The sequence below is a fragment of the Acinetobacter sp. SM1B genome (assembly GCF_003289665.1).
GTDB classification, from domain to species: Bacteria; Pseudomonadota; Gammaproteobacteria; order Pseudomonadales; family Moraxellaceae; genus Acinetobacter; species Acinetobacter schindleri.
The window spans coordinates 14,602-32,204 of sequence record NZ_QMBM01000003.1 but is presented as its reverse complement, the minus strand read 5'-3'; the positions used below and the strand labels follow the sequence as shown (position 1 = coordinate 32,204).

At 41.5% G+C, this 17,603-nt stretch carries 19 protein-coding genes, 2 tRNA genes and 1 CRISPR repeat array; of the genes, 11 read left to right on the top strand and 10 right to left on the bottom strand.

The window, feature by feature from the left end:
- Nucleotides 1–22: 22 nt before the first annotated feature.
- A CRISPR array of direct repeats spans nucleotides 23–1,672; the repeat unit is 28 nt; unit sequence GTTCACTGCCATATAGGCAGCTTAGAAA.
- Between the two features lie 106 nt (nucleotides 1,673–1,778).
- The 5 genes from C8322_RS13485 to C8322_RS13465 all read right to left on the bottom strand — a co-directional run bounded on the left by C8322_RS13485 (nucleotide 1,779) and on the right by C8322_RS13465 (nucleotide 4,814).
- On the bottom strand, nucleotides 1,779–2,525 hold the full coding sequence (locus C8322_RS13485) for an ATP-binding protein (RefSeq protein WP_004895361.1): 747 nt from the start codon (nucleotides 2,523–2,525) through the stop codon (nucleotides 1,779–1,781).
- A 10-nt stretch (nucleotides 2,526–2,535) separates the two neighbouring features.
- On the bottom strand, nucleotides 2,536–3,090 hold the full coding sequence (locus C8322_RS13480) for a DUF1376 domain-containing protein (protein WP_111810791.1): 555 nt from the start codon (nucleotides 3,088–3,090) through the stop codon (nucleotides 2,536–2,538).
- Nucleotides 3,091–3,162: 72 nt separating this feature from the next.
- Nucleotides 3,163–3,411 carry a hypothetical protein gene (locus tag C8322_RS13475; protein WP_004895356.1) on the bottom strand — a complete coding sequence of 83 codons (249 nt, stop codon included), beginning with the start codon at nucleotides 3,409–3,411 and terminating at the stop codon, nucleotides 3,163–3,165.
- The gene (locus C8322_RS13470) at nucleotides 3,404–4,585 is read right to left on the bottom strand and encodes a site-specific integrase (RefSeq protein ID WP_004895354.1); all 1,182 of its coding nucleotides are present in this window, start codon (nucleotides 4,583–4,585) and stop codon (nucleotides 3,404–3,406) included. Before C8322_RS13470 ends, C8322_RS13475 begins: the two co-directional genes overlap by 8 nt.
- A 19-nt stretch (nucleotides 4,586–4,604) precedes the next feature.
- Nucleotides 4,605–4,814 (bottom strand): hypothetical protein, encoded by a 210-nt coding sequence (locus C8322_RS13465; RefSeq protein ID WP_000122748.1) that lies wholly within the window; start codon nucleotides 4,812–4,814, stop codon nucleotides 4,605–4,607.
- Nucleotides 4,815–4,929: 115 nt separating this feature from the next.
- Here C8322_RS13465 and C8322_RS13460 point away from each other — a divergent pair, with 115 nt between their 5' ends.
- Nucleotides 4,930–5,157, top strand: a complete 228-nt coding sequence (locus C8322_RS13460; protein WP_004895349.1) for a helix-turn-helix domain-containing protein — start codon at nucleotides 4,930–4,932, stop codon at nucleotides 5,155–5,157.
- A gap of 325 nt (nucleotides 5,158–5,482) precedes the next feature.
- Here the strand turns inward: C8322_RS13460 and C8322_RS13455 are convergent.
- A tRNA-Gly gene (locus C8322_RS13455) sits at nucleotides 5,483–5,558 on the bottom strand.
- A gap of 47 nt (nucleotides 5,559–5,605) precedes the next feature.
- Nucleotides 5,606–5,681 (bottom strand) — tRNA-Gly (locus C8322_RS13450).
- A 239-nt stretch (nucleotides 5,682–5,920) separates the two neighbouring features.
- Here C8322_RS13450 and C8322_RS13445 point away from each other — a divergent pair.
- From C8322_RS13445 to C8322_RS13425, 5 genes are all read left to right on the top strand, one after another.
- Nucleotides 5,921–6,229 carry a BolA family protein gene (locus C8322_RS13445; RefSeq protein WP_004814186.1) on the top strand — a complete coding sequence of 103 codons (309 nt, stop codon included), beginning with the start codon at nucleotides 5,921–5,923 and terminating at the stop codon, nucleotides 6,227–6,229.
- Between the two features lie 9 nt (nucleotides 6,230–6,238).
- Nucleotides 6,239–6,631 carry a SirB2 family protein gene (locus tag C8322_RS13440; RefSeq protein ID WP_004895347.1) on the top strand — a complete coding sequence of 131 codons (393 nt, stop codon included), beginning with the start codon at nucleotides 6,239–6,241 and terminating at the stop codon, nucleotides 6,629–6,631.
- Between the two features lie 63 nt (nucleotides 6,632–6,694).
- Nucleotides 6,695–7,531 (top strand): ParA family protein, encoded by an 837-nt coding sequence (locus tag C8322_RS13435; RefSeq protein ID WP_111810790.1) that lies wholly within the window; start codon nucleotides 6,695–6,697, stop codon nucleotides 7,529–7,531.
- Nucleotides 7,532–7,547: 16 nt separating this feature from the next.
- Entirely contained in the window at nucleotides 7,548–7,943 is a 396-nt protein-coding gene (locus C8322_RS13430) for a hypothetical protein (protein ID WP_111810792.1), read from the top strand.
- 191 nt (nucleotides 7,944–8,134) lie between these two features.
- Nucleotides 8,135–8,728, top strand: a complete 594-nt coding sequence (locus C8322_RS13425; RefSeq protein ID WP_111810789.1) for a LysE family translocator — start codon at nucleotides 8,135–8,137, stop codon at nucleotides 8,726–8,728.
- Nucleotides 8,729–8,744: 16 nt separating this feature from the next.
- Here C8322_RS13425 and C8322_RS13420 read toward each other — a convergent pair whose 3' ends face one another.
- Nucleotides 8,745–9,383: a DedA family protein gene (locus tag C8322_RS13420; RefSeq protein WP_004895339.1), complete on the bottom strand. Its 639-nt coding sequence runs from the start codon at nucleotides 9,381–9,383 to the stop codon at nucleotides 8,745–8,747.
- A gap of 190 nt (nucleotides 9,384–9,573) precedes the next feature.
- On the opposite strand from C8322_RS13420, the gene C8322_RS13415 reads away from it, so the two are divergent.
- The 4 genes from C8322_RS13415 to C8322_RS13400 all read left to right on the top strand — a co-directional run bounded on the left by C8322_RS13415 (nucleotide 9,574) and on the right by C8322_RS13400 (nucleotide 13,386).
- Nucleotides 9,574–9,993 (top strand): DoxX family protein, encoded by a 420-nt coding sequence (locus tag C8322_RS13415; protein ID WP_076754665.1) that lies wholly within the window; start codon nucleotides 9,574–9,576, stop codon nucleotides 9,991–9,993.
- 151 nt (nucleotides 9,994–10,144) lie between these two features.
- Entirely contained in the window at nucleotides 10,145–10,510 is a 366-nt protein-coding gene (locus tag C8322_RS13410; protein WP_111810788.1) for a NirD/YgiW/YdeI family stress tolerance protein, read from the top strand.
- A 198-nt stretch (nucleotides 10,511–10,708) separates the two neighbouring features.
- On the top strand, nucleotides 10,709–12,277 hold the full coding sequence (gene guaA / locus C8322_RS13405) for a glutamine-hydrolyzing GMP synthase (RefSeq protein WP_004895334.1): 1,569 nt from the start codon (nucleotides 10,709–10,711) through the stop codon (nucleotides 12,275–12,277).
- 176 nt (nucleotides 12,278–12,453) lie between these two features.
- Nucleotides 12,454–13,386 carry a restriction endonuclease gene (locus tag C8322_RS13400; RefSeq protein ID WP_111810787.1) on the top strand — a complete coding sequence of 311 codons (933 nt, stop codon included), beginning with the start codon at nucleotides 12,454–12,456 and terminating at the stop codon, nucleotides 13,384–13,386.
- Here C8322_RS13400 and C8322_RS13395 read toward each other — a convergent pair whose 3' ends face one another.
- Together C8322_RS13395 and C8322_RS13390 are read right to left on the bottom strand one after the other, a co-directional pair.
- Nucleotides 13,387–14,637: a GGDEF domain-containing protein gene (locus C8322_RS13395; RefSeq protein ID WP_111810786.1), complete on the bottom strand. Its 1,251-nt coding sequence runs from the start codon at nucleotides 14,635–14,637 to the stop codon at nucleotides 13,387–13,389.
- Nucleotides 14,638–14,835: 198 nt separating this feature from the next.
- Entirely contained in the window at nucleotides 14,836–16,140 is a 1,305-nt protein-coding gene (locus tag C8322_RS13390) for a sensor domain-containing diguanylate cyclase (RefSeq protein WP_111810785.1), read from the bottom strand.
- 490 nt (nucleotides 16,141–16,630) lie between these two features.
- Here C8322_RS13390 and C8322_RS13380 point away from each other — a divergent pair, with 490 nt between their 5' ends.
- Nucleotides 16,631–17,578 carry a pirin family protein gene (locus C8322_RS13380; RefSeq protein WP_005220320.1) on the top strand — a complete coding sequence of 316 codons (948 nt, stop codon included), beginning with the start codon at nucleotides 16,631–16,633 and terminating at the stop codon, nucleotides 17,576–17,578.
- Nucleotides 17,579–17,603: the final 25 nt, after the last annotated feature.

The window sequence follows — 17,603 nt, the reverse complement described above, 5'->3', positions numbered from 1 at the left end:
CAGTTCCCTTTTTATTGCTAGTGTTCACTGCCATATAGGCAGCTTAGAAATTCCGATATTATGGGCATTATGGGTATTTTAAGTTCACTGCCATATAGGCAGCTTAGAAATGAAATACATAAAAAACAAAGAACAATCATAGGTTCACTGCCATATAGGCAGCTTAGAAATGCCGTCCGCATCTACAAGCGCCGCTGGTTTAGTTCACTGCCATATAGGCAGCTTAGAAATATCCGGTAGATAGTTACATGTCTTCTGGTGGGTTCACTGCCATATAGGCAGCTTAGAAAAGTGTGAGAAGTTTTCAGACTCTAGAGTATGCGTTCACTGCCATATAGGCAGCTTAGAAACTTTCAACACGCCATTTGATATGACTGTTTTGCGTTCACTGCCATATAGGCAGCTTAGAAATCCAAGAGCATCCCCGAAACGACCAATTCGAAGTTCACTGCCATATAGGCAGCTTAGAAAATGCATAGCGTTTCGAGTAAGTATTTGGCTCAGTTCACTGCCATATAGGCAGCTTAGAAAAGCACTTCACCTGTTTCGATATTTCGAGCGCGGTTCACTGCCATATAGGCAGCTTAGAAAAGTATTAGCCTCAATAAAAGCCTGAAGTTCAGGTTCACTGCCATATAGGCAGCTTAGAAATGTCTGAGCAGCTTTTAAAGTGCCATGTTCATGTTCACTGCCATATAGGCAGCTTAGAAAACATCCCAGAATAAGTACGCGCAACCGGATCAGTTCACTGCCATATAGGCAGCTTAGAAAAAGCCTTCAACCTCACCTTCAGATAAGCCATAGTTCACTGCCATATAGGCAGCTTAGAAAACTGTCGTTGTTGAAGAAATTGGCAATGCAGCAGTTCACTGCCATATAGGCAGCTTAGAAAAATACAAATATCTATGGAAAAGCCAAATTTGAGTTCACTGCCATATAGGCAGCTTAGAAATTCTAAAGCTGGGAAATTGTAGTTTCCAACGCGTTCACTGCCATATAGGCAGCTTAGAAATGTCATGACCTTACTCCGCATCTCTGCTTTTGCTTCACTGCCATATAGGCAGCTTAGAAAACAGTTTCATAAGAGTTTTGAACTGTCATCAAGTTCACTGCCATATAGGCAGCTTAGAAAACATGCTCCAATTTATATTCTGTTTATTCGGTGTTCACTGCCATATAGTCAGCTTAGAAAATGAAGAAATCAGAACTTTTCAAAGCAGCTCAGTTCACTGCCATATAGGCAGCTTAGAAATGAATTGGAATCAGCGAAACAGGTAGGGCGTCGTTCACTGCCATATAGGCAGCTTAGAAAACTGAATAAGCCCTCTGCTTCAGCAAAGACATGTTCACTGCCATATAGGCAGCTTAGAAAATTCGAGCTACGCATTTGCGTCATCGTGTGAGGTTCACTGCCATATAGGCAGCTTAGAAATTGTGAGTATTGGTCAGAGAATTTCAAAATTAGTTCACTGCCATATAGGCAGCTTAGAAAATTGCAGAACACTTTCAAGAGACCATTTTTCGGTTCACTGCCATATAGGCAGCTTAGAAACAGCATAACTACCAGTCGCCTTTGGAAGCAGCGTTCACTGCCATATAGGCAGCTTAGAAATTGATTCAGTATTGCGGCATTGAAGCATCCCGGTTCACTGCCCTATAGGCAGCTTTGAAGTATTATCTTCAGTAATACTTATGCAAACGAGAGTTTCTGTAAATAATTTTTGTAATAAAAAAGCCAATTATCTCAGTAAGATAATTGGCTTAAGCAAAGAGTTTGGCTATCCGCTTATTCTTCGATCATCCCAATAACACGGCACTACAATCAAATTATTTTCATGTAACCGAGACCATAATCTTACACCTAAATCCCGCTGCATATTTTGGACTGTGAAATTGGAAATCAGCAGGGTAGATTTCATATTGTCATAACGACTATACAAAACCTTATGCACCATCTCCAGGCGTTTTTCATGCCGGTCATGCAGGCCATATTCATCTATGACCAATAAATCAAAACTAGAGAAATGGTCGATAACTTCCTTCTCAGAACGTGAAGCATCTGACCAGGTGTCCATCATTTTTTGAGCAATTTCTGCACTGGTATAGTAGCGCGCAGATTTTGTACTGTTATGCAGAATGTTGCGAATAATTGATGCACTCAGATGGGTTTTACCTGTACCCGGTGTACCAATCATCAACATGTTCGGGTTGTGGTCAGAAATAATTTGCTGTGCAAAGGCCTGACATAGCTTGATGGTATTGTCTTGTGCAGGGCATGCAATTACATAATTCTTGAAGCCACGATCCAGGTATCGTTTATTAAGTCCTGAATTTCTAATTTTCTGTTGTAGCAATCGCTGTTGCAGTTCATCCTCATAGGCTGCATGTGAGTGATGGACGGTTTCTTTGGCACACAATTTACAGAGCCTGTGACCTGCAATTTCCATCAGGGGTATATGATGGGTAGGGCAAAGTGTTTCTGTTGTTTCTGCGCGAAACTGGAGTGTTTTAAGCATGGTTTTCATGGCTGATCTCCTAAATCCATTTTGAATTTTCTAAAAAACTCTCATTTTTTTCTTCAAAATTTGAAAATGAAGATGAAGATGAAGATGAAGATGAAGATGAAGATGAAGATGAAGGGCATGATTCAAGCATGACTTGAGTAATACTCGGGCTCTTCTCAGGAGCTGCTTGAGTATTTACTTTTCGTTGCTTAGTTGATGCTTGAGCATTACTTGCGGATTTATTCCAGCGTGCTTGAGCTGCATTTTTAGCTTTATCAGATTTCATTTGCTGATTTTGCAATGCCTGGCTTTTTAAACTGGTTAAAAAACTTGAATGAATCTGCTCAGACTCGACTTCAAACAATTCCAGAGCCATCAGCGTATTCAACAAAGTTTTAGCCTTGGTGTGCTGAGGTAATTTCGTGATGCTGCATACAGTAGCTAAGTCATGAGGAATGGCACCATTTTTCCAGAAATCCATCATTAACAGCAGTGCCGCACCAATTTGTTCTGCCGTCATTCGTGCAAATTTTGCCTGTAGGTCGCCAATATAGAGTGGCATCCAAATTGAAATATCTTTATGCATGTGTTCACCTTTTTATAGGTATAGAGGGACTAAGGTCATCGATTGGATGACCTTCTGTCTGTGTTTGTTTTATTAGTGAGCGAGACTCATTAAGCGGAGACGGGCCTGTTGGGCCAAGTCATCGTAATGGGCTTGCCCTTCATCCAACATTCGCTGTAACCAGAGTCTCAACGCCTGGTGATCATCGAAGCATTTATTGATTTCCAACAAAAAAGCTAGATTGTGAAGTTTGGGAATGTGTAGCTCATGGATTAATTCACGAGCGACCATATCTGCTTCAGGGCTGACGACCACACCACCAAAGAAAGCTTTACTATTCATGTGCAAGCTCCTCTGTATTTAGTTTTTCCAGCATGGCTTCAAATGCACTGCCATCGCGGCGCGTAACATTGGGGATGTAACGGCTATAGACTCGAAACAGCATTTCAGTCGTTGAATGTCCCAATTGACGTGCGATCCATTCCGGATTTTCTCCTGCTGACAGCCAAAGAGTTGCTGCTGTATGGCGTGTTTGATAGGCTCTTCTAGACTTCAATCCTAGAAAGCGCAAGATCGGATGCCAGACACGTTTATTCACCAGACGATAATCGAGAGGTCCACCATCACGATTGCAGAAAACAAACTCTGATTTACCATTATTTAAGCTTTTCTGTTGGAGAAAGGCTTGGTAAACGCGGTCATTCATCTGGATCGTGCGGTCAGAACCATAAGTTTTGGTTCCACCAAGCACACCATTCACTAACGCCTCTCTGATATGGATTTCACGACGCTGTAAGTCGATATTTTTCCATTGCAGACCATCGATTTCACTGGTACGCATACCCGTAAAAAAGCGAACGGTGTAATAGGGGCGGAAGTCTTCACGCACTGTGGTAAGAATTTTATGCACCTCTTCCAGAGAAAAAGGTGTGACTTCAATCTTGCTTTCCTTCAGATTGTTAATATTTTTATAAGGCGACTCAAACTCGTATCGTTCAGCCGCATCATTGAGTATCATACGTAAAGGCGTCATGATTTGATTGATCCTCGATGCTTTCAGACTTGTTTGATCTTTTCCGTGTGTCACTTTGGCGAGAGAGGCACGGAAGTTCAGCAAGTCTGACTTCTTGATTTTCGAGAGAACCTGATTACCAAAAGCAGGAATCAAATAGTTTTTGATCACAATTGAAACCTTTTGCTGATATGAGGTTCTCCATTCAACTTGTTTCTGCTTAAACCACAATTCAGTAAACTCTTTAAAAAGAGGAACTTTGGTCTGTACAGCAATTTGCTGACTTCTTTTTTCCTTAAACTCCTCAACACGGTTACTTTTTGGAAAGTACTTTTCGTATTCAAAAGTTCCCAAAGTAATTTCAGCTTCAAGCTGTTCGAGACGTTTTTTCAAAATGCGACGGTTATAAGCATTGTCTTCAAGATTGGTTGTTTCTCTGCAACGAATGCCCATGTAGCGAAAGTCGGCAATCAGTTTGCCACTTCGTTCCCGGATGGTAGCCATCAGTTAAACCTCCTAAGCCTTATTGCAAAGCATCCATGCTTAAACCAGTGAATTTAAGCATTTCAGTTTCAATACGTTCCCAAACAAAAAGAATTTTGCGGCCACCAAAAGGACGGATGTAGTGAACACCTTCAATAAAGACACTGTCCTTCAGCTGGTTGCGAATGGTACGAGCGTCGTACTGGATTTTTTCAGCCAGTTGCTGGGCTGTGAGATAGGTATATGACATAATTGTATTCCTAGCGTAATTCATCGGATGTAAGGAATTTTTCATCCTTAGACCTAAAATAACCTCGAATTTAATTAAATGCAATTAAATTTTCATTGTATTAGAGGAAAAATTAATGGTTATTTGTAAGCTACCAATATTGTTGGCTGAAAGAAAAATGCGTGTAGCTGACTTAATTCGTGGTACAGGCATTAATAAGACAACTTTGCATAAGCTTTATAATGGCGAATTGACTCGAATTGATTTGGAGACCATCGATCGAATTTGTGATTATTTGGATGTACAGGTAGGGGATTTATTTGTTTTTGAAAAAGACAATAAAGAACAATCTGTTAGTGAGTAGTTTGGTCACAAATGGTCACATCAAAAAGTGAAATGGTCACAAATTATTGATCATTTGGTAAAAAATACCTTGTTTGGAAGAGAACAGGGTGATTTTTTGCCTTCAAAAAAGCTCTGAAAGTGGTGATCGATTGAGGACATTTAAGATCAATTGAGACCATTTTTTTTGTTGTGGGCACGCCATGGTCACATCTTGGTCACAAAATACGAATTACATTAAGAATATTTTTTATTGAATCGAATAACAAAGGAAGGAGAGTTTTTAAAAAATATAATAAAATCAACAATAAAAAAGCCCCAATCTTTCGATCAGGGCTTTTAGAATTTGGAGCGGGAAACGAGACTCGAACTCGCGACCCCAACCTTGGCAAGGTTGTGCTCTACCAACTGAGCTATTCCCGCAGGGTCGAATAATTTTTTACTATTAAAAAACTAAACAAAAAAGAATCTGGAGCGGGAAACGAGACTCGAACTCGCGACCCCAACCTTGGCAAGGTTGTGCTCTACCAACTGAGCTATTCCCGCATGCCGTGTATAATACAGCATGCAAAAACAGGGTCAATAACTTTATGAGAAATCTTGCACCGTTTGCATAAAATAAAATCAATTCAGCCAATTCAGCGCTATAAATCGACAAAATTTATGCAAAATTTTGTTAAAACAGGGCCTTGGCAACCTTTAACTCTCCTTGAGTACAGTAAAACTCATGACAGAACAGGGTATACTGAATAGAATTTGGATCATTTGTAATTGCGGAGAAGGCCATGAGTATTGAACAAGTCTTAAGAGAGCGTCTGGCTACCCTGTCTCCATCTCATCTTGAGGTGGTAAATGAGTCTTCTGGTCACGGTGGCTATTACCCGGGTAAGGAATCACACTTTAAAGCGGTAATTGTGAGTGAAGCTTTTGCAGGCCTGCGTCAGGTACAGCGTCATCAGAAAGTCTATGCCGCAGTAGGCGATTTACTGAGCCCGGAAAAAATCCATGCATTAGCAATCCATGCTTTTGTTCCAGAAGAGTGGAGCGGTCAGGATACGACCAGTCCTGAATGTGCACATGCCCCAAAAAACTAAGAGGAACATATGGAAACCCAATTATTAGTCAAAATTATCCATATGTCAGCGGCCAGTCTGGCAATTATCGCGATTCTGGCACGTGCATTTACCTTGTTTGTTGGTACACAGGGCAATTTACCTAATCCGGTCGCACGCAAGCTATTTGTTGCCTTGCAGCATCTGGCACTTGCCGTAATTGCTTTGACGGGTGTCATTTCGCTAGTGATAAAAAACTTTGAAGTACAACCCTGGTTCTATGCCAAGGTCATTTTATTTCTGGTACTGGTGTCATCTTTGATGAAAGCCTATAAAAAAGATGATTCTGTCCTGCTGGTTCAACGTCGTGCTGGCCTGGTTATTGCAATTATTTCATTAGCTGCAATTATGGCACTGGTGATTATCAAGCCAACTTTTGGCTAGAAAATAACATCATTTTGTTTGGCTAAATTTAAAATAGATTGATAAAAATAATAGGGGGTTTTAATGCGTACACGTGTGGTATTTAACCAAAAAGGTGGCGTGGGGAAGTCGAGTATTGCTGTTAATCTGGCAGCAATCAGTGCACATCAGGGGCATAAAACCTTACTCATTGACCTCGATCCACAGGCTAATTCCAGCCAGTATCTGCTTGGTGATGATGCAACCTATTCGGCAGACAAGCCTGCATTAGAACCCAATATTGAAAACTATTTTGATGAAGTGCTGGGCAGCCAGCAGAACAAGGGTCTGATTGGCAATGCCATCGGCTCAATTCTAAAAACCCGCACTAAAGGCCTGGAAAGCTATGTGCACCAGTCACCGTTTAAACATCTGGATGTGATTCCAGCCAGCCCAAGTCTCGGCACACTGGCACATGCACTGGAATCCAAACATAAGATCTATAAACTACGTGATGCCTTACAACAGTTAACGGGTCAGTATGAGCGGGTGTTTATTGATACGCCGCCGGCTTTTAATTTCTTTACCTTATCAGCTTTAATTGCGGCAGATCGGGTACTGATTCCCTTTGACTGTGATGTATTTTCCAAACGTGCCCTGCATACCCTGATTGAAAATGTCATCGAAACCCAGGACGACCATAATAACCGTCTGGAAATTGAAGGGATTGTGGTTAATCAATTTCAGGCTCAGGCCAAACTGCCACGTGAGGTGGTGCAACAGCTGAAAGATGAGGGCTTGCCAGTATTGGAAAATATGTTGCCACCATCGGTGGTCATGAAAGAATCCCATCAGAAAAATCAGCCCTTAATTCATCTGGCTACTGATCATAAATTGACTCAGGCCTATCAATCGTTGTTCAATGAGATTGAGCAAAAATAAGATTGATGATTCCAGCATGAAACTCATGAAATTCAGTCTTGGCATCGTGGGCCTGACTTTGTTAAGTGCCTGTGCTACGACCGTCAAGCCGACCTATGTGTCGCCAACCCAATACCAGTCCTATGACTGCGGTCAGCTGCAAGGCGAATATAACCGTATTCAGCAGTATATCGACAATGGTGTACAAGCGCCGAAACGAACGGGTGTTGGCGTAGGCGTCGGTGTAGGTGGTGGCTGGGGTAGCCATAGTGGTTGGGGCATTGGGCCGAGCATTTCAGTGAATATGGGTCAGTCCTCTAATACCAAGAAGACCGAACTGGCACGTGTTTTAGGTGAGCAGGAAGCGATTGTTCAGGCAGCACGCTATAAGAGCTGCCCACTGATCATTCGCCAGGCTGTACCAAAAACATAATGATGAAGATAGAAAATAAAAATGCTGACTGAGGTCGGCATTTTTTTAGCATCGCAGTCCGGAAAGGGGCGTTATTATGCATATAAAACTAGCTGGAATGACTGCTCGGAACAAATTTATGAGAATTTTCATCTTGTTATATATTGAGCAGATTCGTTAATGTTGCGCCATTCTTTGCGGTAAGTTTGCGTATGATCGAAAACTGGCTATTTATTCTGGCTGTAATTACAGTATTGATGATTCCGGGCCCAGGCAATGCACTGGTTGCCAGTGCGGCACATCAACATGGTCAGGCCAGAACCAGTTTATATATACCTGCTATTCTGCTGGGTTACTTCTATGCCATTAATGTCTGGGCCTTGCTAATACATCTTGCTGTCCCGATCTGGCCGAATTTCCAGGGCATGCTGCATATACTGAGCACAATTACTGTAGGCTGGATGACCTTCCGGTTGTTTAAAGCCAGGCAGCTAGAGCAGCATAATCATAAGCACCCGATGATCCGGCCTTGGCAGATGTTTACTGCGACTTTAAAGAATCCTAAAGCGGCTTTGTTTGCTTCTGGTATTTTTCCCATGGCGACCTGGGAAAATCCAACTAATTTCGTACTGGTCTTCGCGATATTTAGTCTGGTGACATTACCGGTGTTTGTCTTCTGGATGGCGTTTGGTCAGGCAATTCTGGCAGGGAAATCTGAGAAAATAAAAACCGACCTCGTATATAAAGGGTCGGTTCTGTTTGTGCTGCTTTGCCTGATTCCGCTGATCATCAGTTTGTTTAACTGAATTCAGCGATCAGGATTTAAGCCATTTTGTTCTTTTTCAGTTTTTGTTGAATAAAACCGAAGATGCCTGGCAATACACTAATAATGATGATGCCGAAGATCAAATAGGTAAAGTTATCTTTAACGATTGGCATATTTCCAAACAGATAACCCAAAATCACAAAAGAGCTGATCCACAAAAAACCACCAATCACGTTATAGCTCAGGAAGTATTTATAATTCATGCTGCCAGCACCGGCCACAAAAGGAGCAAAGGTACGGGCGAAAGGCACGAAACGGGCAAAGATAATCGTCTTGCCACCATGTCTGGCAAAAAATTGCTGGGTTGCTAGCAGATGTTTTTTATTGATAAAGCGCGATTCAACTTCAAACACACGCGGCCCAATGAACTTGCCAATATGATAGTTCAGCGTATCGCCCAGTACTGCTGCCACAAATAGGAGCGGAATCAGTACCCACGGATCCATGGCCCCAGTAGATGCTGCAAGTGCCCCCGCAGCAAACAGCAAGCTGTCACCCGGCAGGAAAGGCATGACTACCAGTCCCGTTTCTACAAAGATAATCAGGAAAAGAATGGCATAAATCCACACCCCATAATTGGTGATGAATTCAAGCAGATGGTCATCTACATGTAGGATAAAATCAAGCAGTTCCATGGCGCCAATACAAGCAAAAGTGTGCCCAAATCCTAACAGTGATTAGGCTTAAAGTCAGCATCAAAAGTGGTCTATTTCCAGTCTAATCATTCTAAAAATAAAACGATGAATCTTATTTTGGTTATTAATAATTAAAAATGAAACTTATAAGATGTGCTCATATTTTAGCAATCATTTTCGAGTTTTTATCATGTTGAATCCAAATCGTATTATCGCCAATCTTGTTGCTCATCCTGTACTTGAATCCGTAACATTCGTGTCTGCACGTGCCTTAATGGCTTATATTTTTATTGTGGCAGGTTGGGGCAAAATCGCTGGTTATGACGCAACGGTTGGTTATATGCAAGCTATGGGTGTTCCTGCTGAATTATTACCTGTGACGATTTTGCTGGAATTGGGTGGTGGTTTAGCGATTTTATTTGGCTTGCAGACCCGTGTAGTGGCAGCACTTTTGGTTGGCTTTAGCTTAGTGACTGCATTTTTATTTCATGGTACGCCTGAGGATGCAGTGAACTTTATGAAAAACTTTGCGATGGCAGGTGGCTTATTGCTATTGGTATTACAGGGTGCAGGTCGTTTCAGTCTTGATCATCTGATTGAGCACCAATAACAAAGCAACGCTCCAATCGAGCGGTCTAAGACCGCTTTTTTTGTGGATACATAACATTAAACTAGCTTTACCGAATTAAGCTTCGTTCAGTGCATTCACTCTGCTTAGATAGAATCAGGAATTTAGACCTGTTGTTTAAGGAGTATATTGAATGCAAAAGCAAATTTTAGCTGTATTAATGACGGGACTCGTTGTTAGTGGCGGTGCATGGGCAAAGTCAGATCAGGCCCTCCTTGCTGAAGCTCAAAAAAATAAAGTCAGCATTGCTCAAGCACAAAAAATGCCGGATGAAACTGGTGTAACCTTAACAGGTAAAATTGTGCGTCAAGTTGCACCGCAGAGTGATGATTTTGAACTTCGAGACAGTAGTGGCACGATTATTATTGATGTTGATGATGACCTATGGAAACCGTTGAATTTAAAAGCGGGCGATAACGTTCGTGTGCTTGGCGAGGTAGATACTCATCGTCAGAAACCTACCGATATTGATGTGATTAGTATCGAAAAAGTGCAATAACCACATTTAAAGTTCTGCTTCAATCTCATGCAATCTGGAATCCAGGATTGAAGCAGATCTGACAAAAAATTCAGTCTGATCAAGATACAGTGCTAAATATGTATATATTTCAAGCGCCTTGAAACAGTGTGCTTAATGCAGCGAAAAATGATAGAATACGGCGCTTATCTTTCGTTTGCCTTTCTATAGTTGTTTGTCATGACTACCAATACTCAAATCACTGAAGATCGTATCCTGATTTTGGATTTCGGTTCTCAATATAGCCAATTGATTGCACGTCGCGTACGTGAGTCTGGCGTATATTCTGAAATGTTTGCCTATGACATGTCTGAAGAAGACATTCGTGCATTTAATCCAAACGGTATCATCTTGTCAGGTGGTCCTGAGAGCGTTCACGAAGAAGGCAGCCCGCGTGCGCCAGAAGTTGTGTTCAACTTGGGCATTCCTGTATTGGGTATTTGCTACGGTCTGCAAACCATGTCTGCACAACTTGGCGGTAAGGTTGAGCCAGGTACAGTACATGAATTTGGCTATGCAGAAGTAGACATTCAAATCCGTGATGGTCTTATTGGCGATCTTGAAGATTCAGCAGACAAATTGAAAGTCTGGATGAGCCACGGTGACAAAGTGACTCAAATTCCAGAAGGCTTCCAGATTACTGCCAGCACACCAAGCTGTCCGGTCGCAATGGTGTCTGATGAAAAACGCCGTTTCTATGGTATTCAGTTCCACCCGGAAGTCACTCATACTGCCAAAGGTAAAGAGTTACTGTCTAACTTCGTTCACAATATCTGTGGTTGCCGTAGCCTGTGGAACTCTGAAAACATTATCGACCTTCGTGTTGAACAGCTTCGTGAACAGATTGGTGATCAAAAAGTACTGCTCGGTCTTTCAGGCGGTGTAGATTCATCAGTTGTTGCGGCACTTTTACACCGTGCAATTGGTGATCAATTGACATGTGTATTCGTAGACAATGGTTTACTTCGTCTGAATGAAGGCGACCAGGTTATGGACATGTTTGCGAAAAACATGGGTATCCGTGTGATCCGTGCTGATGCTGAAGAGCGTTTCTTGACTGCACTTGCGGGTGAAGTTGATCCAGAGAAAAAACGTAAAATCATCGGCCGTGAATTCATCGAAGTATTTGCTGAAGAAGCACGTAAGCTTGATGGTGTAAACTTCCTGGCTCAAGGTACGATTTACCCTGACGTGATCGAATCTGCTGCAAGCAAACAAGGTAAAGCACACGTGATTAAATCACACCACAACGTGGGTGGTTTACCAGAAGATCTAGCATTTGAACTGGTTGAACCAATTCGTGACCTGTTCAAAGATGAAGTACGTAAATTGGGTACTACTTTAGGTCTTCCATTTGAAATGCTTTATCGTCACCCATTCCCAGGTCCGGGTCTAGGTGTTCGTATTTTGGGTGAAGTGAAAAAAGAATATGCTGACATTCTCCGTTTAGCAGATGACATTTTCATGCAAGAACTTCGTGCTAGCGGTTGGTATGACAAAACTGCACAAGCATTTGCTGTATTCCAGCCAGTTAAATCTGTTGGTGTTGTAGGTGATGGTCGTCGTTATGCATGGGTCATTGCACTTCGTGCAGTTGAAACTGTTGACTTCATGACAGCTCGTTTTGCTCACCTTCCATACGAGCTGGTAGATAAAATCTCGACTCGTATCATGAATGAAATTGCTGAAGTTTCTCGTGTGGTTTATGACGTATCGTCTAAACCACCTGCAACGATTGAATGGGAGTAAAATTGGGATTTCTAAAAGCGATAGCTTTTAGCCGATTTTACGCCAAGCGCTATGCGCGCGGCAGTGAGGAATTTTTAAAAGAGATGCCTGATATCTCAAAATAAAAAAAGAGCGCTTAGGCGCTCTTTTTTTGTTTATACTGCATGAAAATTAGACTTTAAAAAAGAGTTTATTGAATGTCATTGCCTACTTATGATCAATTGATGCTTCCTTTAATAAAGTTATTGTTTGAGTTAAATGAGCCTATAAAAATTTCAGATGCGGCAAATATATTAGCTGAACGCTCAAAGCTCTCAAAAGACATACTCAATCAAACACTTCCAAGTGGAAAGAATATTTTTAAAGATAGAGTTTCTTGGGCAAAGACGTATTTGGTAAAGGCGGGTCTGATAAATCAGCCTAAAAGGGCATATTGTGAAATCAGTGAGTTAGGTAAAACTTTAAATCTTAATAATTTAGATGCAATAACCAATGAATTTTTGGCACAATTCGAAAGTTTTAAAGAATTTAAATTTGGTATAAAAGAGGATATTAATAGCCTAGAAAAAAGTACTAATCAAATTATTAAAATAGAAGAATTAGAAGGTAAGCAGACTCCTGAAGAAACTATTCAAAATACAACAGAATTATTGAAGTCAAATATTAGAGCAGAACTTTTACAACTTATTAAAGAGAAAACACCAAAGTTCTTTGAGCAGCTTGTAGTCGATCTTCTTGTGGCAATGGGTTATGGTGGATCACATCAGGACGCGGCTCAAGCAATTGGCAAAACGAATGATGGGGGAGTAGATGGTATTATTAGTGAAGATAGATTAGGTCTAGATAAAATCTATATTCAAGCCAAGCGTTGGGAAAATACAGTTGGTCGTCCTGAGATTCAACAATTCAAAGGTGCTTTGGCAGATCAAGTTGCCAAGAAAGGTGTATTTATTACCACTTCTAATTTCAGTAAAGAAGCTATTGAGTCCGCAAAGAAATCAGGCATTGTTTTGATTGATGGAGACAAGCTCACATCCTTAATGATTGAATTTGGTTTAGGCATACAGATCGAACGGAGCTTTCATATTTATAAAATCGACCAAGACCGTTTCGATGAAGATATCTTTTAACTAGGTTCCTACGATTTTAATTGCCCGATCCTTATTCCATGAGCCTTGTGACAGCAGTACGACATTAGGACTGGTTAAAGGGTCATAGTGCTCTACTCGATTCCGTCCGTTGGCCTTGGCCTGATACAGCGCAATATCCGCCTGTTTAATTACGGTATACAGGTCCGTTTCACAGGTTTCCAAGATCGCCGCACCCACTGAAATGGTGAATTTTAAGGATTGAACTTGATCAAGAAATACTTCGGTCTGTTCAATGCGCTGCCTTAAACAATCGGCAATTTTTAGAGCATCATCCAGATGCGTATCAGGAAGCAGGGCAATAAACTCTTCCCCGCCGTAGCGCGCCAGAATATCAGTATTTCGCATTTCACTTTGAGCTGTTTTTGCAATGATTTGCAGTACCTGGTCGCCAATATCATGACCATAGTTATCATTAATCTTTTTAAAATGATCGACGTCAAAGACGATTAATGAACTAGGACTCGGTGTTCCTTCTTCAAGCCTATGTGTTAGATGTTGCTGAGCCAAATATTCAAAAAAGCGGCGATTATTTAATCCTGTTAGGGAATCGGTATGCGCCATATGCTCAAAAGCCTGACGGTTATATTCGTTCAAGGTATGTTGTAAAAATACAATCCGAGATTTAAGCGTTGAATTCCAGCTGATATAAATACTAAAACTTAGCACCGGCAAATAAATCAGAGAAAACAGAACCAGCTGTTGCAGATCGCCTTTAACATTGAAATACACACCCATATAGATCATGAAGGTAATCAGGGCCGAGATGATCAGGGAAGGCCTGAAACGGATATGTACACTTAAATTTGCCAGAACAATAAAGACCAGAGAGGAATATTGATAGATCAGGTTATAAGGACTTTCTGACTGATTTAAATTAAAAAACCAGACCGCACTGGCACCAATAATCGAAGTGGGTAGCAATAGATCAAAGAGTGGTAAATTCCGGCTATGCTGGTACATCCAGACCGTGATCAGGGTCATGACTGAGGTAAAACCCAGTTTGGTTACAAGCAACAGGGTGTGGATGTCATGCAGTACATAAATATCCGCAAGGGTATAGGAAGCATAAGCAAACTGTGCAAACAGATTCACCTGAAGCAGATATCTCAGATGCAGCTTTTTCTGATGAGAATAATAGGCAGATTTTAATGGCTGAGGAATACACACCAGAGGATCTTTAAGCGCCTGCTGAATCAGAAGGCGTGACTCCTTATGATATTCCTGTGGCATTCAGCCTTCCCCATAAAAAATAAAATTTTTTATATATTAAGTTTTGTATAAATTTTATTCTATTCCTTAAAAATTCACTTTAAAAGTAGTCATCTAGAATAAATATTTTCGGTTACAAAAAAGGGAGAGTGAGTACAAAGCAACAAAGGAGATAGGCTAGATTTACTGTCTATACATTTAAGTCACCTCTATGACTGTTCATAAGTTAATATATTTTTCAGTATAAAAATTCTGTAAATTAGATTGAAACGGTGAACTCATATCTGGACGATACACTTCAATCCGGTTACGTCCACTCTTCTTGGCAGCATAAAGCGCCACATCCGCTTTTTTAATCAGATCATCCAGGTCCTGAGTATGGGACTCTAACTCAGCAATACCAATCGAAACTGTAAATTTCAATACCAGCTCAGGCCGGGCATAGAGATACTGCTGCTGAATCGAATTACGAATGCGCTCGGCAATTACCAAAGCATCCTGCAACTGTGTATCGGACAGCAAAATAATAAACTCCTCACCACCAAAACGTGCCAGTACATCACTATGGCGCATTTCCTTACGCGCTGTATCTGCAATTAACTGTAATACCCGATCCCCGACATCATGCCCATAACTATCATTGATCTGCTTGAAATGGTCCACATCAAACATCAGCAGACAGGTGCTTGAATATCTTGGCCAGTCATGAATACAGTTTTCTGCCAGATTAACAAAATGCCGGCGGTTATAGAGCTGAGTCAGTTCATCAGTATGGGCGAGATTACGCACCATATGGTAGTTCCATTCATCTAATAAAGTACGGATAAATGCACGACGGGTATGCAAGATATTATTCCAGTTAAAATACAGGCTAAACAGCAACACTGGGCTGAACACGACCATAAAGATAAAAGCTTCCGATAACGTCATTAGCTGCGTCATTGCTATCAGGACCAGCAGGCTGATCAGGATTGAACAATATAGTGCAGCCCTAAATTGAACCTTGATGCAGAGATTGGTAATCAGAATAAAAATGGATGCAGCATACAAGTAATTTTCTACATGTAGGCTGGTAGAAGAGAGCAGGAGCAGGATCCATACTCCAGCACAAAGCGTAGTCCCTATCGGCAGGATCAGATCGAGCAAGCGAATGTTCTGGCTGTATTGAAATAACAGTTCACAGACGATCCAGAAAGCTAAGACCAAAATCACCCGAGTAAACCCAGAAACCATCATCAGGTCGGGGATGATAAAGATATCGGCAAAGAAATATAGCAGGAACACCAACTGTGCCAGTAAGTGGATCTGGCGCAGACTATGGTAGTTATGCCGGTACAGATAGTCGTAAAAATGAGGTAGAAATTGCACAGGAATACGGGCGTGCCGATCCACAAGTGCATCTTCTAGCACTTGACGGTTCTTCAGGTCATTCTCGGAAGGTTGCAGTTGTTCCGAAGAATGCCGATTAAGACTCTGCAAGGAAGCCTGCATATTTGCATCCATCCTGCCATCGGCAATCGTCATTTTTCAATCCATTAAAAATTCGCACATATTATGAGCAAACTTTAGGGTCAGGAATCTATGGTCAAACGGATAGATTGCGACGCATGGAGAAGGAAAAAGTAACAAAACATTTTTTCTGCGAAAGGAGAAAGCCAAAACTTAGGTATTATTGAATTAATTATTTGATTTAATTTACAAAAAATTAAATATAAGTCTGTTTCACGTGAAACAATCCGAGATAATTGTTTGTTGCAGTATGTGTAAACCTCACCTTATTAAAATGAAAAATGCTAAAAAAGGTTTGAGTGATCTTTACCTAGTTGCGACCTCGAATTTTAAGGATAGATTCAAGATTTGGAGTACCCATGAAAACAAGAAATCAGATCAAGTACAGATCAGACCGTTGAAGTTAAAGATTGTTGCAAATATGACAAGCACAATCCTGAAAGTAGCACTCTTTTTACCGATCTGAATTGCTATGATCTTTTGACCCAGCCGAGTGAGCCAGAACATGTCGAATAATAATGATATCGAACTTTTCAATTCAGATGATTGTACAAAATACGTCAATCAGTTTATTGCAGAATTTCCATTACGCCGTGCTGAAATTGGTCAGGGAACAGTGATCAAGCGTGCGTTACCAAGCCGGCATAAACGGATGATCGGGGCATGGTGTTTTCTGGATCATGCCGGACCTGCTCATTTCCCGCAAGGGGATGGCCTGGATGTAGGACCACATCCACATATTGGTCTGCAGACTTTTACCTGGATGATTGAAGGTACTATGATGCATCGTGACAGTCTGGGCAGTGCGCAGTTACTACGTCCGCGTCAGGTCAATCTGATGACGGCTGGTTATGGCATTTCCCATTCTGAAGTTGCACCTGAAACAGAAACTAAAATGCATGCCGCACAGCTCTGGATCGCTTTGCCAGATGATATGGTCAATATGGCACCCGCGTTTGATCATTATCCGGAATTGCCTGTGGTTGAGGATCAAGGCATTGAGTTCACGGTACTGGTCGGGGAATATCTTAAGGCAATATCACCAGTGAAGGTACATAGTGAACTGCTCGGGGTGGATCTGTATGCAGCAGACAGTACCCAGGCAGTATTACCGCTTCATCCGAAATTTGAATATGGTTTTCTGGCACTGGAAGGGACGGCCAGTATCAACGCACATGAACTGACTGAAGATAATATGGTGATTCTGGAACCGGGGCTGGATCGGGTAAATATCGAGATTCATGCCGGAAGCCGTGTACTGTTGCTGGGGGGCGAACCTTTTGAAAGCCCGATTTTACTATGGTGGAACTTTGTTGGCCGCACGACTGAAGAATTGAAAATGGCACGTGAGCAATGGATTGCAGAGCATGAACGATTTGGCTCGATTCCTGCCTACGAGGGACCACGACTTGAAGCCCCTGCTTTCCCGGGCCATATGCGTCCTTCAAAATAAATGGATCATCAATAAAATAAGGAAG

Coding starts and splice junctions, on each gene's coding strand:
- C8322_RS13425 (WP_111810789.1), top strand. CDS start 8,135: ATGATCGAAAACTGGCTATTTATTCTGGCTGTAATTACAGTATTGATG.
- C8322_RS13480 (WP_111810791.1), bottom strand. CDS start 3,090: ATGCATAAAGATATTTCAATTTGGATGCCACTCTATATTGGCGACCTA.
- C8322_RS13440 (WP_004895347.1), top strand. CDS start 6,239: ATGGAAACCCAATTATTAGTCAAAATTATCCATATGTCAGCGGCCAGT.
- C8322_RS13380 (WP_005220320.1), top strand. CDS start 16,631: ATGTCGAATAATAATGATATCGAACTTTTCAATTCAGATGATTGTACA.
- C8322_RS13485 (WP_004895361.1), bottom strand. CDS start 2,525: ATGAAAACCATGCTTAAAACACTCCAGTTTCGCGCAGAAACAACAGAA.
- C8322_RS13420 (WP_004895339.1), bottom strand. CDS start 9,383: ATGGAACTGCTTGATTTTATCCTACATGTAGATGACCATCTGCTTGAA.
- C8322_RS13445 (WP_004814186.1), top strand. CDS start 5,921: ATGAGTATTGAACAAGTCTTAAGAGAGCGTCTGGCTACCCTGTCTCCA.
- C8322_RS13470 (WP_004895354.1), bottom strand. CDS start 4,585: ATGGCTACCATCCGGGAACGAAGTGGCAAACTGATTGCCGACTTTCGC.
- C8322_RS13460 (WP_004895349.1), top strand. CDS start 4,930: ATGGTTATTTGTAAGCTACCAATATTGTTGGCTGAAAGAAAAATGCGT.
- C8322_RS13435 (WP_111810790.1), top strand. CDS start 6,695: ATGCGTACACGTGTGGTATTTAACCAAAAAGGTGGCGTGGGGAAGTCG.
- C8322_RS13475 (WP_004895356.1), bottom strand. CDS start 3,411: ATGAATAGTAAAGCTTTCTTTGGTGGTGTGGTCGTCAGCCCTGAAGCA.
- C8322_RS13390 (WP_111810785.1), bottom strand. CDS start 16,140: ATGACGATTGCCGATGGCAGGATGGATGCAAATATGCAGGCTTCCTTG.
- C8322_RS13395 (WP_111810786.1), bottom strand. CDS start 14,637: ATGCCACAGGAATATCATAAGGAGTCACGCCTTCTGATTCAGCAGGCG.
- C8322_RS13430 (WP_111810792.1), top strand. CDS start 7,548: ATGAAACTCATGAAATTCAGTCTTGGCATCGTGGGCCTGACTTTGTTA.
- C8322_RS13410 (WP_111810788.1), top strand. CDS start 10,145: ATGCAAAAGCAAATTTTAGCTGTATTAATGACGGGACTCGTTGTTAGT.
- C8322_RS13465 (WP_000122748.1), bottom strand. CDS start 4,814: ATGTCATATACCTATCTCACAGCCCAGCAACTGGCTGAAAAAATCCAG.
- C8322_RS13400 (WP_111810787.1), top strand. CDS start 12,454: ATGTCATTGCCTACTTATGATCAATTGATGCTTCCTTTAATAAAGTTA.
- C8322_RS13415 (WP_076754665.1), top strand. CDS start 9,574: ATGTTGAATCCAAATCGTATTATCGCCAATCTTGTTGCTCATCCTGTA.
- guaA (WP_004895334.1), top strand. CDS start 10,709: ATGACTACCAATACTCAAATCACTGAAGATCGTATCCTGATTTTGGAT.